We start from the raw sequence: 16,950 nt of genomic DNA on the forward strand, positions 1-16,950 counted from the left end.
ATGCCACTTAAATTAGTATTTAAATGTGCCAACTTATTAACATTCGTGGGGCTTAAGGTTTAAACCTGATGGTGTTGCGGGCTTTGTCAATATTCTTGAAAAACTCGGGCCCTTTTTCGTTGGTAAAACAAACCGCCAGGATGGTGCCGATATGGTCTTTTTGCAAGGTTATCAGCAGGGCGTATTTGTAATGTTTGGTTGCGGGCAGGTCAAGCAGGTTTAGCAGGTAAGTTTTACCGGCATCGGCGTTGTACCTTTCCAAATAACCGGGCGGTATGGTGCGTGTAAAAAAATCGTGTTCGCCCGTAAATGCCAGGGCGTGTGCAGTTCCCATTCCAAGGTAAAGCGAATCGGGGTTGGCCTGCATGGTGCTTTTATCGCCTATAGAGCGCTGGTAGCTGGCGTAGTTTTCCTTTTGTGATTTTACCTGGAACCAGATCTCAAATTCCTTTCCGGGGATCTCGATAGCATAATCGAACGAAAAATCCTCGTTATTGGGTGCATTGGTTTCCCTGAATCCTTTTGGTAAATTAAAGCTGACATTGGCCTGCGAGAGGAGCCTTTGAAAGTTTTTTAGCTGGGCACTAACGGGCTTGGGGGCCGGCTTTACAACCGTAACGGTCTTTTGTTTAACAGGCCGCCTTTGCGCCTCTACAAACAGTGCAGGCGCAAAACAAAACAACAATATCCCCGTAAGTAATATTTGTTTAAATTGCTTCACAATAGGACCAGTTAATCAGGTAACACAAAAATCAATAAACGAATTTAAATCATTTTGTTATCAAACAAAATTAAATTATAATATAAATTTAAAAAATAAACATACAGATAATAATGAGTATCCAACCCCGCCTAAACCGCTTTGACCTTAGCATGATCGTTATTAGCCTGGTAATAGGGATGGGCATTTTTGGCAGCCCCAGCGATGTTGCTGTTAAGGCGGGCAGCGCCCCCGTATTTTTTGGCGCGTGGATCTTCGGCGGCATAGTTACCCTTTGCGGCGCACTCACCTTTGCCGAAATTGGCGCGCGCTACCCTACCACCGGCGGTTTTTATAAGGTGTTCTCGTACTGCTACCACCCGGCATTCGCTTTTATGATCAACTGGGTGCTGGTTATCAGCAATGCCTCGTCGGTAGCTGCGGTAGCTTTGCTGGGCGCCGAGTACATTAACCCTATTTTACTGCCCCAAAGTTTACAGAACCCTACCGGCACTAAGCTAACTACCATTGCAACCGTGCTGGTTTTATATGGCATCAACTTTTTAGGTATCAAACTAAGCGCCCAAACGCAAAACATCCTCACAATATTTAAGGTGGGGATGATATTGTTGCTATGCACCGTTGTTTTTAAAAGTGACGCGCATGCGGTAAACCCGGTTGTTGCAATTCCGCATACCGGTAGTGTCATCACCGCTTTTGGTTTAAGTATGGTGGCCGTATTTTTCACTTACACCGGTTACGCGCAGACAATCAATTTCGGCGGGGATATTATCAACCCCAAAAAGAACATTCCCAAAGCCATATTTTTTGGGATGGCGGTTATCATCAGCCTTTACCTTGCCATCAACTACGCCTACTACTATGTTTTAGGCATTGGCGGCCTGCAGCAAAACCATACGCTGGCGGCTACATTAGCCGGCGTTATATTTGGCGCTACCGGGTATAAGATCACATCCATACTCATGTTTGTATCGGTAGTAGCCTATGTAAATGTAAATATCATGTCGAGCCCCAGGGTATACTACGCCATGGCCGAGGATGGCATCCTGCCGCCGATATTTAAAAGGCTAAACCCCAAAACACAGGTACAGGAATTTGGCATGAGCTTTTTTGTAATGGCTATCCTTATCATCTTATTTTTTGTAGGCTCATTCAGCGAGATGCTTAAATACGTCATGTTTTTTGAACTCATCGGCATTTCTTTAGCTGCCATCGCTATTTTTATTCTCCGCAAAAAAACCAGGCATTTAGATGTTTCGGATATTTACACCATCAAGTGGTTCCCGCTTATTCCTGTCATATTTATCCTGTCGTACTGGTTTGTTACCATCAATATCTTCATCACCTTTAAAGAAAACCCCTTCGCGGCCTTTTGGTGCATCGCGGCTTATGCTTTCGGGCTTGCCATTTACTATATAAGTAAACGCAAGCAAACACCCCTGCTGCCCGATAATTAAATGTTACCTGCTTACCTTAACGATCTGGCAAATACCGCTCCGATCAGATTCGGGTAGCTGAGTTACGTCAAAATAATCTTTTTAAATTATTTTAAAAAGTATTTTGTTTATTCAATTTATCTTTATTAAGTTTGCATTAATGATGAAAAGCAGATCATTAAAATATGCATACTTGTTATCCCTGCTGGAGGGATTAATTTTATAGTTAATTGGTTGAAATCCTCGCTTCGGTGAGGATTTTTTTTGTGCCGATTTTTTAGAGAAGATCAAACTGAATAGCAATATATAAACCTGATTATGGCAAGATTAAATTTATTAGAAGAAACACGTTACGAGAAACTGCCGGTAACGGTTTACCCCGACCAGCACGCCGCATCGCTTGCTGTAGCGGCAAGGATAGCAACGCTGATCCGTAAAAAACAAGCCGCGGGCGAGCCAACCGTGTTAGGCCTGGCAACGGGTGTTACCCCTATACAGGTATATGCCGAACTGATCCGTTTGCATAAGGAAGACGGGCTTTCCTTTAAAGGCGTTATCACTTTTAACCTGGACGAATACTACCCCATGAAACCCGACGCGGCACAAAGCTACGTTACTTTCATGAACGAGAATTTGTTCGACCATATAGATATCGATAAATCATTGGTGCACATCCCCAATGGCACACTTCCGCAGGATGAGGTGGCTGCTTTTTGTTTAGAATACGAACGGCAGATTGAAGAACTTGGCGGATTAGACCTGCAGATATTAGGTATAGGCCGTACCGGTCACATCGGTTTTAACGAGCCGGGCTCGGCGCCAAACTCGGGCACCAGGCTGGTAACTTTAGATGACCTTACGCGTAACGATGCCTCGCGCGATTTTGGTGGTAAAGAGAACGTACCAACCAAAGCCATTACTATGGGTGTGGGCACCATTTTTAAAGCCCGCGAAATTATCCTGATGGCATGGAGCGCCAAGAAGGCTCCTATCGTTCGTAAAGCGGTAGAGGGTGAGATCTCGGGCGAGGTTCCGGCTACCTTCCTGCAATTATCAGATAACGTTGAGTTTGTACTGGACGCAGATGCCGCATCCGGCTTAACCCGTTTTGATACCCCGTGGCTGGTATCTGATTGTGTGTGGGATAACACGATGAAGAAGAAGGCGGTGATCTGGCTATCGGGCGCGGTAGGCAAACCAATTCTGAAACTTACCGAAGAAGATTATAACAGTAACGGCATGGCACAACTTGCGGTTGAGCAGGGCCCTGTTTACCAGATAAATATTGATATTTTTAACCAGGTGCAGCATACCATTACCGGCTGGCCGGGCGGCAAGCCGGGCGCGGATGACAGCCAGCGCCCCGAGCGGGCCGAACCTGCCCGCAAACGTTCAATTGTCTTTTCCCCGCACCCCGATGATGATGTGATATCGATGGGTGGTACCTTTATTCGTTTGGTAGACCAGGGGCACGATGTGCATGTGGCCTATCAAACATCCGGCAACACTGCTGTATGGGACGATGATGTATTGCGATACATGGAGTTCGCTATTGATTTTAAACACAGCGTAGGCGAGGATACGGCCAAATTGCAGGGCATTTATGATGATATGCGCAAATTTATCGCTACCAAGCAGCCTAACCAGATAGATACCCCTGAGATCCGTGATGTAAAAGGGTTCATCCGCAAAACCGAAGCTATTTCGGGCGCAAGGTTCGCCGGTTTGCCGGATAGCAATATCCACTTCCAGGCCCTGCCTTTTTACGAAACAGGTAAAACCAAGAAAAACTCGGTTGGCGAGGAGGATGTGATACTGACCATGGAACTGCTTCAAAAAATAAAGCCGCAGCAGGTATTTGCCGCCGGCGACTTTGCAGACCCTAACGGTACTCACATTGTTTGCTTTAACATTATCCTTGCTGCATTAACCCGCTTAAAAGAAACTGAAGACTGGGTGAAAGACTGCCGCATGTGGTTATACCGCGGCGCCTGGCAGGAGTTCCCTACCCACGAAATTGAAATGGCCGTGCCGCTATCGCCTGCCGAGGTGCTGCGCAAACGTAACGCCATCTTTAAACACCAGTCGCAAAAAGACAGGCCGGTGTTCCCGGGTGATGATGCGCGCGAGTTTTGGGTACGTGCCGAAGACCGCAACCGCGAAACCGCCCAAAATTACGATAAGCTGGGCATGGCCGAATACGCCGCCATGGAGGCTTTTGTAAGGTATAATTACTAATACAGTATATGCTCCTATAATAGCAGAGCCGCGATCTATCGCGGCTCTTTTTGTTTATCTACTCGCTTTACCGCATGCGTGTGTAACATTTTAATTTGCAATAATGGTGGCGCTACATTGTCAGTTAAAAAAAGCGCAAACGCTTTATTATAAGCATTTTACAAAAAAGTCGCACTTGTGCGCAATCGTGAACGTGAACATTTTACCTCGTGTTTTCTATTTTATCTTACCATTCACCAAAGCAATTATCTCGGCTTCGACAGCAATGGTTTTTTGCTCGATCTCTTCGCCCCGTTTCAGGATGTCCTCCACAAAGGCTTTGTCCTTATAACCCGAGGCATTGATCTTCACATTCATAAAGGCACCGATAACAGCAGAGCGTGCACAAAGCGCAGCTACACCTGCATCCGTAACCGAATTTGGGTTGCCGGTTTCTACCATCGCGCGGATCAGCGCTAAGCTTTCAAAGCTAATTTTCATCACTTTGAACGGGATCTCGATGGCGTATTTGGTGGCACCCTGTATAGCTTGGTCCCGCGCGGCTTTTTCTGCGTCATTCCCCTTTGGCAAACCAAAGGCTTCCATAATTTTATTGAAGGCGGTGGTATCCTTATCAACCAAAGCCAGCAGTTCGTCTTTATAATTTTGTCCCTGTTCGGCCCAGTTGCCAAACTCTTCCCAGCGGCTATCCCAGCCTTTTTTGTGCGACGACAGGTTAGCCACCATAGTAGCCAATGAAGCGCCCAAAGCACCCATATAAGCAGATATCGACCCACCACCCGGTGCAGGGCTTTCGCTCGCGGTCTCGTCGGCAAAACCGGTGAGGGTCATGCTTACCAATTTGCTTGCAGCAGTATCTTTCAGCGAATTTTCAATGATGCGCTCATCCGGGTTAAATGGCCCAAGTTCATCAAGCCCCATAGATTTAATGGCAATTTTTATCAGTTCCTTCTCGCTTACCCCTACCGATCGCTGCTGTTTCTGCAGGAAATATTTACCGGCATCCAACATGGCTTTTAAAGGGATCAACCCAACCAGTTCGCTGCCCGTAACACGGATACCACGCTCGGCAGCTTTTTTGCAAACCTCGTCGAAAGCGATATGTATAGGCGTAACCTCGATATTGGTCAGGTTCATGGAGATCTGGGCAACGCCGTATTCCTCGATATACCAGCCGATGGCCTTTACGCTTTTCAGCGTACCGGGAATAGATTTTGGCTTGCCGTTTTCATCATTAATTATCTTGCCGTTTACCGGGTCGCCCTCGCGCATTACACGGCCTGCCTCGCGCACGTCAAAGGCAATGGCGTTGGCCCTGCGGGTTGATGTAGTGTTGAGGTTAATATTATAGGCTATCAAAAAATCTCTCGCGCCAATTACCGTAGCGCCGCGTTTGGCATCCATTTCAGTAGGACCAAAATCGGGCTTCCACTTTGGTTCTTTTATCTTTTTGAAAAACCCTTCGTACTCGCCCGCCCTAATTACAGACAGGTTGTCGCGGGTTTTATCGGCCTGCGCATGCTGGTACAAATACGCCGGGATGCCCAACTCTTCACCAACGCGTTTGGCCAGTTGCTTAGCGTATTCAGCGGTTTCCTCCATCGTGATATTGGCAATCGGTATCAGCGGACAAACATCGGTTGCCCCCATGCGCGGGTGCTCGCCTTTGTGCTTACTCATATCTATCAGTTCCCCGGCTTTTTTTATCGCCAGGAAGGCTGCTTGTATCACCTGTCGCGGCTCACCAACAAAAGTTACCACGGTACGGTTGGTGGCCTTGCCGGGGTCAACATTCAACAGCCTAACGCCTTCAACCGATTCAACCTCGTCGGTAATTTGTTTAATGATAGCCAGGTTTACACCTTCGCTAAAATTGGGCACACATTCTATTAATTTTATCATTTTCGGATGTCATTGGGTCATTGAGTCATTAGGTCATTCCTAATAAATCAACAAAATCTTAAAAATCATTTAAATCTGCGGTCCATACCTGTGTAGGCTTCAATTTCCCCTGGTAATATAATATTTCGCGGTAGTCGGCGCATGGGTAGGCCTGCATATCGACAAGCATGCCCGGTGCTAATATACCACGTTCAATTTTTAATGCTGCTGCTGCGCGAAAGGTTAACCCGGCAAATACTTCGGCTGCCGATAATTTTTCTGACGCGCTCATTACGGCGGCTTGCATCAGCAGGTCGCCCATGGGGGCCGAGCCGGGGTTCCAGTCGCTGGCAATGGCCAGGCAGGCGCCCGCATTTAATAATTTACGTGCCGGGGCGTAAGGCATACCCAACCCCATCGACGCCCCGGGCAACGTAACAGCAACTATATTCGAGTCAGCTAATAGTTCAATTTCATGTTCGCCGCTGGCTTCCAGGTGGTCGGCAGATAGCGCGCCAACCTCCACAGCAACGGCGCTGCCTCCGGTAGTAAACTGGTCGGCATGCACGGTAATATCAAAGCCCATTTGTTTGGCTTTGTTCAGGTAGATCAAAGCATTTTTACTATCGATAGCGCTTTGTTCAATAAATATATCTACGCGGTTGGTCAGGTTTTCCTGTTTGATAACAGGTAGCAGGTCATTCACCACATGCTGTAAATATTCCTCCTGCGATCCGTTAAAATCCCTTGGTACCATGTGCGCGGCAAGGCAGGTAGCAACCAGCTTTGCTTTTGTTTGTGCCGATGCTGTTTTAATAGCACGCAGCTGTTTTAAATCTTCCTCTAAACTTAAACCATAACCGCTTTTTACTTCAATGGTGGTTACGCCTTCGGCAAGGTGGCGGTTGGCCCGTTGTACCAATGATCCTACAAGTGCAGCTTCATCAGCCGCGCGGGTTTGGGTAACAGTGTCCCAGATGCCGCCGCCTGCTTTGGCAATTTCCAGGTAAGTTTTACCGGCTATTCGCATGGCGTAATCTTTAGCGCGGTTGCCTGCGAAGCAGATGTGCGTATGGCAGTCTACAAAGCCTGGCAGCAGTACTTGCTGCCCACTTATTTCTTCTATTTGTGCCGATGGATCGGCTTTCCTTAATTTCTCAAAATCCCCAACGGCTAATACCAGTCCACCTTCCACCAGCACACCACCATTGGGGATAATGTGCAACTGTTCGTCCTTCAGCGTGCCTTTAAGGGGCAGCCCTGTCAAAGGGAGGATCTGTGTGAACGGACCTATTATTTTTTTCATTTTGAGCCCCCTCTAATCCGATAGCTATCGGATCTCCCCCGATAGGGGAGACTTAATTTTATGTTCCGTATAATTAATTATTTAAGCCCTCCCCTTCGGGAGGGTTTGGGTGGGGCTACTACCACACCTTTCGCCCTTGTTGGTGTTGTCACCAACAAGCCGCCATGCATTTACGCCACGCCTATTTTAAACTACCCTAAAGGTTGTTGGTGACAACACCAACAACGGCGCAATGACTCAATGACCCAATGACTCAATGACCCAATGACTAACACCTACCACACCTTTAACCCAAACCTATCCGCCCAATCCTGCGCTTTGTCATATCCGGCATCCGCATGGCGGAAGATGCCCATTGCCGGGTCGTTATGTAATACGCGTTTAAGGCAGGTTGCGGCGCGTTCGGTGCCATCGGCCACCACTACCATACCGGCATGCTGCGAGTAACCCATCCCTACCCCGCCGCCGTGGTGAAACGACACCCAGGTAGCGCCACCCGAAGTGTTTGCCATCAGGTTAAGCAACGGCCAGTCTGACACCGCATCCGAGCCATCTTTCATCGATTCGGTTTCGCGGTTTGGCGATGCTACCGAGCCGCAATCCAAATGGTCGCGACCGATAACTATCGGCGCTTTCACCTTGCTGCTTGCCACCAGTTCGTTAAATATCAGCCCGGCCTTTTCTCGCTCGCCCATGCCCAGCCAGCAAATGCGTGCGGGCAGTCCCTGAAAGGCTATCTGTTTCTGCGCTTTTTCCAACCAGTTGATCAGTGGTTTATTTTCGGGAAAGGCTTCCATCAGCGCCCGGTCGGTTGTATAAATATCTTCGGGGTCGCCGGATAGGGCTACCCACCTGAACGGCCCTTTCCCCTCGCAAAACAGCGGGCGGATAAACGCAGGTGTAAAGCCGGGGAAATCATAAGCGTTTTGCTCGCCGCCTTGTTTGGCAAATTCGCGCAGGTTGTTCCCATAATCAAAAGTAACCGAGCCGCGTTTTTGCAACTCCAGCATAAAACCCACATGGCGGGCCATGCTTGCTAACGACAGGCGTTTATATTCTTCCGCATCCGCTTTGCGCAGATCAGCAGCGTCTTTTAAAGTTAACCCGTTAGGGATGTATCCGTTCAACGGGTCGTGGGCCGAGGTTTGGTCGGTAACCATATCGGGTATAATGCCGTCAGCAATCAACCGTTCCAGCATATCGCCGGCATCGCTTACCAAACCAACCGAAAGGGTTTCGCCTTTGGCCATCGCTTCTTGTACCCAGTTAATGGCCTCTTCGTACGAGTGGGTCAGCCTGTCGATGTATTTACTGTCAATCCGTTTTTGGATGCGGGTAACATCCACATCGGCACCTAAAAATACAGCGCCTGCCATGGTTGCTGCCAGTGGCTGAGCGCCACCCATACCGCCAATACCTGCGCTCACAATAAGCTTGCCCGTCAGGTCATTATTAAAATGCTGACGGCCTGCTTCCACAAAGGTCTCGTAGGTACCTTGCAAAATGCCTTGCGTACCTATGTAGATCCAGCTGCCGGCGGTCATCTGGCCATACATCATCAATCCATCAGCACGCAACTTGTTAAAATGCTCCCAGGTTGCCCACGCGGGTACCAGGTTGCTGTTGGCTATTAAAACCCGCGGCGCCTGGGGATGACTGCGGATAATGCCCACCGGCTTACCCGACTGCACCAATAACGAATGGCCATCATCCAGTTCCAATAATAACTCGATAATCTTCCTCAGCGATTCGGGGTTGCGGGCTGCCTGGCCTATGCCACCGTACACCACCAACTCGTCGGGATTTTCGGCAACTTGCCCGTTAAGGTTGTTCAGCAGCATACGCAGGGGCGCTTCTGTTTGCCAGCTTTTGGCGTGCAGTTGGTTGCCCACCGGCGCGTAATACACCGGGTGTTTGGCGTAAGTATTAATAAATTCCGAATTCGTCATCGTCAGTAATGTTGATGTTATGTTTTTGGGCGGCTTCCGTCGCGGTGGACTGAAATTTACCGCCGATAATTAATTGGTGCAGGGCGTTGATATCGTCTGCAAAGATCCTGTCCTCTTTAATGAAGGGCACATGCTGCCTCACCAGTTGGTGCAGGCCTTCTATCACCGGGGTGCTTTGCAGCGGCCTGCGAAAATCTAAAGCTTGCGAGGCATAAAGCAATTCGATAGCCTGGATGTATTCGATGTTATCCAGCACCATGTGCAGCTTGCGCCCGCTGATGGAACCCATGGAAACATGATCTTCCTGCCCAAGCGAGGTGGGCACGCTATCGGCGCTTGCAGGGAAACAGAAGGTTTTATTTTCGGTAACTAAAGCCGCAGTGGTGTATTGCGGTATCATTAGGCCGGAGTTTAGCCCGGCATGTTCTGTAAGCAGTTTTGGCAAGCCGTAACGGCCTTCGCTCATCAGGTAACAACGGCGGTCGGCAATATTACCAAGTTCGGCAGCGGCTACGGTGGCATAATCTAAAGGCAAAGCCATTGGCTGCCCGTGGAAATTACCCCCGCTTATGGTATCATCGGCATTAAAAATAACCGGGTTATCAGTAACAGAGTTTAGCTCAATCTCAGTCAGTTCTTTTAAATGCAGCCAGGCATTGCGCGATGCGCCATGCACCTGCGGCATGCATCGCAACGAATAGGGGTCCTGCACCCTGTCGCAATCCACATGCGAACTGCCAATGGCCGAGCCATCTAATAGGGCAGCCAACCGCTTCGCCACAAGCTTTGTCCCTTTATATGGGCGGATGGCATGCAGCCTTGCATCAAATGGCCTTGAAGAACCCATTAGCCCTTCCAGCGACATGGCACCGATCAGGTCGGCAACATTAAGCGCATTATTTAAACGCTCTACCGCTTTTATCGCGAAAGCCAATATAAACTGGGTGCCGTTGATGAGGGCAAGGCCTTCTTTAGGGCCCAATATTAGTGGCTGTAAATTATGCTGCTTTAATATTTCTCCTGCAGGATGTTTTTCATCACCCACGTTCACATAGCCTAAGCCGATAAGCGGCAAAAACAAATGTGAAAGTGGCGCAAGGTCGCCTGATGCGCCAACCGAGCCTTTCTCGGGCACAACCGGGATCACATCATTATCGATATGCCAGATGATGCGCTCTAAAGTTTGCGGGGAAATACCCGAATAGCCCTGCGCCAAAGCATGCACCTTGGTTATCAGCATCAGTTTTGCAATCTCCTGCGCGATGGGTTTACCCACGCCCACGCTATGGCTTTTTAATATATTGCTTTGCAGCATGCTGGTATCTTCTTCCGAGATCCTTGTATCGCAAAGCGGACCAAAACCTGTATTGATACCGTAAACCGGCAGGTGTGCATGCACAATCTTTTCCACCTCTTTCCATGAAGTTTGAATGCGTGCGGCGGCATCCTCATTAATTACACCTTTTACCTTGCCTGCGGCAATATCCAGGCAAATGCCTATGGTGAGGTGCTCAATACCGTAATTAAAATTTTTCATTGGGTATTGGGTTAAGTTTTTCGCCAACCTTGCCGGCAAGGTTGTAGTTGCGGAATGTATTTTCTAATGCGGATATAGCCGGCAAGATCTCCGCTATTTTCGGGTCGGTTTCTTCCAGTTCGTTCATACTGGCAGTAATGGCTTCCCAAACCGGCAGTATCTGTTTCAACAGTTCGCGGCCTTTATCGGTAAATTGCACCAGCTGCCTTCGGCCATCGTCCACGCAAACAGTGGTTTCTACCAGTTTGCGGTTTTTTAGGTTGGTGATAAGTTGGCTTGCTGCCGGGTGCGATACCTCGGTTTGCCCGCTCAGTTCTTTTATCGAAAGGGAATCGTTTTTTGATAGCAGGTAAAATACCGGGAACCAACTGGCATCAAACTCGATGCCTTGGTTTTGATAGATGCGATTTATTTCGGCAAGGAAAGTTTCGCTCATCCGCCTAAGGCGACTGCCCAAAACCAGGTATCCTAAACTTTGGTACAAATTCATGGATGCAATTTATATAAGTGCTTATATAAATGCAAGTGTTTTTATTAACATTTTGAGAGACAGGCGTATTCTTGTCCTAATACACCACTTAACTTGTCGCTATTACACCCATCACATATCAAATCAACTGCCCATATTTGTATTATAAACTTACAATTATGAAAGAGCAATTTAAGATCACCATTAACGCATCGCGTAAAAAGGTTTGGGAAACACTTTGGGGCGATGAAACTTACACGCAATGGACCGCTCCTTTTTGCGAAGGCTCAAAGGCTATTACCGACTGGCAGGAAGGCAGCAAAGTATTGTTTACTGATCGGGAGGACCGTGGCATGATCGCCGTTATAGCGCGGTGTATCCCATATGAGTATATGTCGTTTAAAATGCTGGGCGAACTTATTGACGGCGTAGAGGATTATACCAGCGACAATGTCAAAAAATTTGCCGGTGGTTTTGAAAATTATACCCTTACACAAGATGGCGATAAAACTTTGCTGGTAATTGACCTGAGCGGTACTAATATGGATAAAGGCATTATGGATTATTTACTGGCAGCCTGGCCTAAGTCGCTGGATATTCTAAAATCAATTTCCGAAGAATAGTATTTGTATCAGGCTTTTTACGGTTACATAGCTTGCGTTTGCACATTTAGGCTATTTTTGTCGTATGAAAAAATTAGCATTACTATTTTTGACAAGCCTGATATGCGGCAGCAGCTTTGCTTCGGGGATCGATACCATAAAAAGGAATGGCTATACGCTTATCGTATCCGGTAACGACGATCATTTTGATAATGCCATCAAGAAAAAATTGATCAGCACGTTTTTTACGGTTTACCCAAAAATTGTTAAGGAGTACAACACCAAGAGCCTGAAAACGGTTAATTTTTTTATCGATACAGCTTACAATGGTGTAGCCGCAACTGATAATGGCCGCGTTGTTTTCAGCGTTGCTTACATGACCAAACACCCAAATGATATTGATGTGGTTACCCACGAGGTGATGCACATCGCACAAAATTATGGCGATTTTAACGGACCGGGATGGTTAACCGAAGGCATTGCCGATTACGTACGTAACGAACATGGTGTAGCCAACGCCGCCGCCGGATGGAAGCTGCCCGATTATAAACCATTCTCAAGCTATGAAAACGCCTACCGTGTAACCGCCCGCTTTTTGCTTTGGATAGAAACCAAGGTTAAAAAAGGTGTTGTTAAAAACCTTGACAGCCAAATGCGCGACCGTACCTACACCGCGGCATCATGGGCTAAGCTAACTGGAAAATCTGTGGATGAGTTATGGCAGGCTTATACGGCAAACCCTGCGTTATAGTGATGCGGCGATAACACCGACCACAGGCAAAATAATTCAACATGTCATTGCGAGCGACAGCGTGGCAATCTCAGCGAACAAGCGGATATGCTGAGATTGCCACGTCGCTACGCTCCTCGCAATGACATATAAATTAGTATAAACAAGAAAGGCTTTCCAAATTGGAAAGCCTTTCTTGTTATAATGTGTCTTCGACAAGCTCAAACTGACATATCTGTCATGGTGAGTTTATCGGACCGATCAACCACCTAATGCTGCTGCACCACTCACGATCTCGGTAAGCTCGGTAGTGATAGCTGCCTGGCGGGCCTGGTTGTATGAAAGTTTTAAGGCTTTCAACAGGTCGCCTGCGTTTTCGGTTGCTTTATCCATCGCGGTCATACGTGCGCCATGCTCAGATGCGTTTGAATCTAAAACGGCACGGTATAACTGGATCTTAATATTTTTAGGGATCAATTGCTCTACAATTTCTTCCTGCGAAGGCTCCAATATGTAATCAACCTGTGTTTCGGCAACAGCATCTTTGGCTTTTAATACCTCTTTGGGCTTAGCCTCGGGCTTTGGAACGGGCAATAATTGTTCCGTTACCTGGTATTGTACCGCCGCGTTACGGAAATGGTTATACACCAGTTCAACACGGTCGTAGTCGCCATTGATAAAGCCCTGCATTATCCCTTCGGTAATTTTTGAAGCATTGATGAAGTTCAGATCAAGATACAGGTCGTTATTGTTGCCAATAACATTAAACTTGCGGCGTTGAAAAAACTCCTGGCTTTTTTTACCGATAGCTACTATAGATACATTACCTTTTGCTAACTGCTCGCTGTATTTTTCGGCTATCAGGTTATTGGCTGCTTTAATTACGTTGGTATTAAAAGCACCTGCCAAACCACGGTTTGATGATACAACAATAACCAATACACGTACCGGCTGGCGCTGCTGAAGGTACGGCGAAGCACCATCCTCTAAACTTGCCGATAGGTTGGCCAACAGATCGTTCAACTTGTTGGCATAAGGGCGTAATTGTACAATAGCATTGGTAGCCCTTTTCAGCTTCGCTGCCGAAACCATTTTCATGGCCTTGGTTATCTGCTGTGTAGAGCTTACGGATGATATCCTGTTTCTTACTTCTTTTAAATTAGCCATTCTTTGTTATGGGGTTCGGGGAGCGGGTGTTAGGTTCGGGGAATGAATTTTCCACGCACCTCGCACCCTACACCTCGCAACTTAAATTAATATTTCCCTGCCAGTTCTTTTGCTACTGTTTCCAGTACGCCGGTTAACTGGTCATCAAATTTACCTGCTTTAAGGGCGGCCAGCACTTCGGGGTGGCGTTGCTCTAACTGGCTGGTGTATTCTGCTTCAAACTCACGGATCTTGTTAACCGGAACATTACGCATCAGGTTTTTAGTACCCAGGTATATAATAGCTACCTGTTTTTCTACCGTTACCGGCGAGTACTGGCCTTGCTTTAGTATCTCTACGTTACGTGCACCTTTATCAATAACCGTTTTGGTTGATGCATCCAGATCCGAACCGAATTTAGAGAATGCCTCCAACTCGCGGTATTGTGCCTGGTCAAGTTTAAGTGTACCGGCAACTTTTTTCATCGATTTGATCTGCGCGTTACCACCCACACGTGATACCGAGATACCTACGTTAATTGCGGGGCGGATACCTGCCAGGAACAAGTTAGATTCTAAGAAGATCTGACCATCGGTGATCGAAATTACGTTGGTTGGGATATAAGCTGATACGTCACCTGCCTGTGTTTCGATAATTGGCAACGCGGTTAACGAACCACCACCTTTTACAATATGCCTGATAGACTCAGGAAGGTCGTTCATTTGCTGCGCGATGTTATCGTTTGAGTTTACCTTTGCGGCACGCTCTAATAAACGGCTGTGCAGGTAAAATACGTCACCAGGGTAAGCCTCGCGGCCCGGTGGGCGGCGTAGTAATAATGATACTTCACGGTAAGCAACCGCCTGTTTAGAAAGATCATCATAAACGATCAATGCAGGGCGGCCTGTATCGCGGAAGTATTCGCCAATTGCAGCGCCTGCAAACGGTGAGAAGAATTGCATGGTAGCAGAGTCGGCAGCACTTGCGGCAACAACTATAGAGTAAGGCATAGCGCCGTTCTCTTCCAATGTGCGTACAATGTTTGCAACAGTCGAGGCTTTTTGGCCACAAGCTACATATATACAATATACCGGGTTACCGGCATCGTAAAATTCTTTTTGGTTGATAATGGTATCGATACAAACAGCGGTTTTACCGGTTTGGCGGTCACCAATAACCAACTCGCGCTGGCCACGGCCGATCGGGATCATCGCGTCGATAGCTTTGATACCTGTTTGCAATGGCTCGGTTACCGGCTGGCGATAGATAACACCCGGCGCTTTACGCTCCAAAGGCATTTCGTAAGTTTCGCCAAGTATCGGGCCTTTACCGTCAATTGGGTTACCTAAAGTATCAACAACACGGCCAAGCATACCTTCGCCTACGTTGATAGATGCGATACGGTTGGTACGTTTTACATTGTCACCTTCCTTAATATCGTCAGACCTACCTAACAATACCACACCCACGTTATCCTCTTCAAGGTTCAGTACGATACCTTGTAAACCGTTATCAAATTCAACCAGCTCACCTGATTGCACTTTAGTTAGTCCGTAAACACGTGCAATACCGTCACCCACCTGGAGCACGGTACCCACTTCTTCTAATTCAGATTCTGACTTAAAGCCGGCCAATTGCTGACGCAAAATTGCTGATACTTCGTCTGGTCTTACCTCTACCATTTTTTGAATTTATTTTAGAGTTTTAATTTAATATTATTTGATCGCAACCTGTGCAAATTCCTTTTTCATTCGTTTTAAGCTGCTGGCAATGCTGGTATCAACCTGCCTGTCGCCAACAGTAAGTACAAAACCACCAATTAGCGATGGGTCGACCTTATCAGTAAGTTTAACGGTACCGCCAATTGCCTTCTGCACATCGTCAAGCATTTTCTTCTTATTATCGGCAGATAGCTTAGAAGCGGTAACCACCTTTGCATTAGTGATATGGTTCTTCACATCATACAGGCCAATAAACTCGTGCGCGGTAGTATATAATACCTCGCCACGGCCTTTGTTAACCATAATGTTAAAAAACGCTAAAGTTACTTTGTTAACTTTTGCTCCAAAAACATCAGCCAGTATATGTATTTTTTTACTGTGCGATATAATTGGGTTAGCTAAAACAGCGCCTAACTCCGGATTACCTTTTACAACACCCAGGAAAAGCTCCATATCTGTTTTAACCGCTTCAAGGGCGTTCTGCTCCTCTGCAAGGTCAATCAGTGCTTTCGCGTATCTTAATGCTACTGTTATTTCTGACATCGTTCTTGAGATTTGAGATGTGAGATTTGAGATGTGAGATAATTTATTTGTCTCATGTCTCAGATCTAATATCTCATGTCTATATTATAATTTCACTTCTTTCAACAGGTCGGCAACCAACTCGTCCTGTTTGCCCTGGTCTTCAAATTGCTTGCGCAAAACTTTTTCAGCAATTTCTAACGATAAAGCTGCCACCTGGTTTTTTACATCGGCCATAGCAATGGCCTTCTGGTTGTTTATCTCGATACGGGCAAGCTCGATCTGGCGGGCACCTTCTTTGTGCGCGGCTTCTTTAGCATCGCTTATGATTTGGTCTTTCACCTTCTTAGCTTCCTGCAATATCGCATCACGCTCTATACGGGCTTGCTTCAGTAACGATTCGTTCTCGCTTGTTAAACGAGACATCTCCTCCTTAGCAGCTTCGGCTTTCGAAAGCGAATCTTCAATAAAGCGCTCGCGCTCGTCAAGGGCACCCATAATAGGTTTCCAGGCAAATTTGGCAAGCAGGAAAAACAACACTACAAATGATACCGTTGTCCAGAATACTAAACCAATATCGGGGGTAACTAATGGATTCATTATTATATGATGTATATATTTTAAAAAATCAATTTTTAATAACCGTGCCCGCAGCCAATCGCTACGGGTACGGTTAATTTTTTAATCCTCTT

General features: G+C 47.0%; 14 protein-coding genes. 4 read left to right on the plus strand and 10 right to left on the minus strand.

Features of this window, described 5'->3' with window-relative positions; all coding sequences use genetic code 11:
* Nucleotides 1-52: 52 nt before the first annotated feature.
* On the minus strand, nt 53-721 hold the full coding sequence (locus EWM62_RS12420) for a hypothetical protein (RefSeq protein ID WP_129876977.1): 669 nt from the start codon (nt 719-721) through the stop codon (nt 53-55).
* Between the two features lie 113 nt (nt 722-834).
* Between EWM62_RS12420 and EWM62_RS12425 the strand changes: the two genes are divergently transcribed.
* The gene (locus EWM62_RS12425) at nt 835-2,178 is read left to right on the plus strand and encodes an APC family permease (RefSeq protein WP_129876978.1); all 1,344 of its coding nucleotides are present in this window, start codon (nt 835-837) and stop codon (nt 2,176-2,178) included.
* A gap of 297 nt (nt 2,179-2,475) precedes the next feature.
* Nucleotides 2,476-4,395 (plus strand): glucosamine-6-phosphate deaminase, encoded by a 1,920-nt coding sequence (gene nagB / locus EWM62_RS12430; protein WP_129876979.1) that lies wholly within the window; start codon nt 2,476-2,478, stop codon nt 4,393-4,395.
* 216 nt (nt 4,396-4,611) lie between these two features.
* On the opposite strand, the gene ftcD is transcribed toward nagB, so the two are convergent.
* From ftcD to EWM62_RS12455, 5 genes are all read right to left on the minus strand, one after another.
* Complete coding sequence (gene ftcD, locus EWM62_RS12435) at nt 4,612-6,297, minus strand: glutamate formimidoyltransferase (RefSeq protein WP_129876980.1); 1,686 nt, start codon at nt 6,295-6,297, stop codon at nt 4,612-4,614.
* Between the two features lie 58 nt (nt 6,298-6,355).
* Nucleotides 6,356-7,582: an imidazolonepropionase gene (gene hutI / locus EWM62_RS12440; RefSeq protein WP_129876981.1), complete on the minus strand. Its 1,227-nt coding sequence runs from the start codon at nt 7,580-7,582 to the stop codon at nt 6,356-6,358.
* 275 nt (nt 7,583-7,857) lie between these two features.
* Entirely contained in the window at nt 7,858-9,531 is a 1,674-nt protein-coding gene (gene hutU / locus EWM62_RS12445) for a urocanate hydratase (protein WP_129876982.1), read from the minus strand.
* Nucleotides 9,509-11,068 carry a histidine ammonia-lyase gene (gene hutH / locus EWM62_RS12450; protein ID WP_129876983.1) on the minus strand — a complete coding sequence of 520 codons (1,560 nt, stop codon included), beginning with the start codon at nt 11,066-11,068 and terminating at the stop codon, nt 9,509-9,511. The genes hutU and hutH overlap by 23 nt, the downstream gene beginning before the upstream one ends.
* Complete coding sequence (locus EWM62_RS12455) at nt 11,055-11,558, minus strand: MarR family winged helix-turn-helix transcriptional regulator (protein WP_129876984.1); 504 nt, start codon at nt 11,556-11,558, stop codon at nt 11,055-11,057. The genes hutH and EWM62_RS12455 overlap by 14 nt, the downstream gene beginning before the upstream one ends.
* A gap of 158 nt (nt 11,559-11,716) precedes the next feature.
* On the opposite strand from EWM62_RS12455, the gene EWM62_RS12460 reads away from it, so the two are divergent.
* Together EWM62_RS12460 and EWM62_RS12465 are read left to right on the plus strand one after the other, a co-directional pair.
* Nucleotides 11,717-12,160: an SRPBCC domain-containing protein gene (locus tag EWM62_RS12460; RefSeq protein ID WP_203235039.1), complete on the plus strand. Its 444-nt coding sequence runs from the start codon at nt 11,717-11,719 to the stop codon at nt 12,158-12,160.
* A 64-nt stretch (nt 12,161-12,224) separates the two neighbouring features.
* The gene (locus EWM62_RS12465; RefSeq protein WP_129876985.1) at nt 12,225-12,890 is read left to right on the plus strand and encodes a basic secretory protein-like protein; all 666 of its coding nucleotides are present in this window, start codon (nt 12,225-12,227) and stop codon (nt 12,888-12,890) included.
* A gap of 240 nt (nt 12,891-13,130) precedes the next feature.
* Here EWM62_RS12465 and atpG read toward each other — a convergent pair whose 3' ends face one another.
* From atpG to atpF, 4 genes are all read right to left on the minus strand, one after another.
* Entirely contained in the window at nt 13,131-14,036 is a 906-nt protein-coding gene (gene atpG, locus EWM62_RS12470; RefSeq protein ID WP_129876986.1) for an ATP synthase F1 subunit gamma, read from the minus strand.
* Between the two features lie 86 nt (nt 14,037-14,122).
* On the minus strand, nt 14,123-15,697 hold the full coding sequence (gene atpA / locus EWM62_RS12475) for a F0F1 ATP synthase subunit alpha (protein WP_129876987.1): 1,575 nt from the start codon (nt 15,695-15,697) through the stop codon (nt 14,123-14,125).
* 33 nt (nt 15,698-15,730) lie between these two features.
* Complete coding sequence (atpH, locus tag EWM62_RS12480; protein ID WP_129876988.1) at nt 15,731-16,279, minus strand: ATP synthase F1 subunit delta; 549 nt, start codon at nt 16,277-16,279, stop codon at nt 15,731-15,733.
* 84 nt (nt 16,280-16,363) lie between these two features.
* On the minus strand, nt 16,364-16,858 hold the full coding sequence (atpF, locus tag EWM62_RS12485; protein ID WP_129876989.1) for a F0F1 ATP synthase subunit B: 495 nt from the start codon (nt 16,856-16,858) through the stop codon (nt 16,364-16,366).
* Nucleotides 16,859-16,950 lie beyond the last annotated feature (92 nt).

This window comes from Mucilaginibacter terrigena (assembly GCF_004168255.1).
GTDB lineage: Bacteria > Bacteroidota > Bacteroidia > Sphingobacteriales > Sphingobacteriaceae > Mucilaginibacter > Mucilaginibacter terrigena.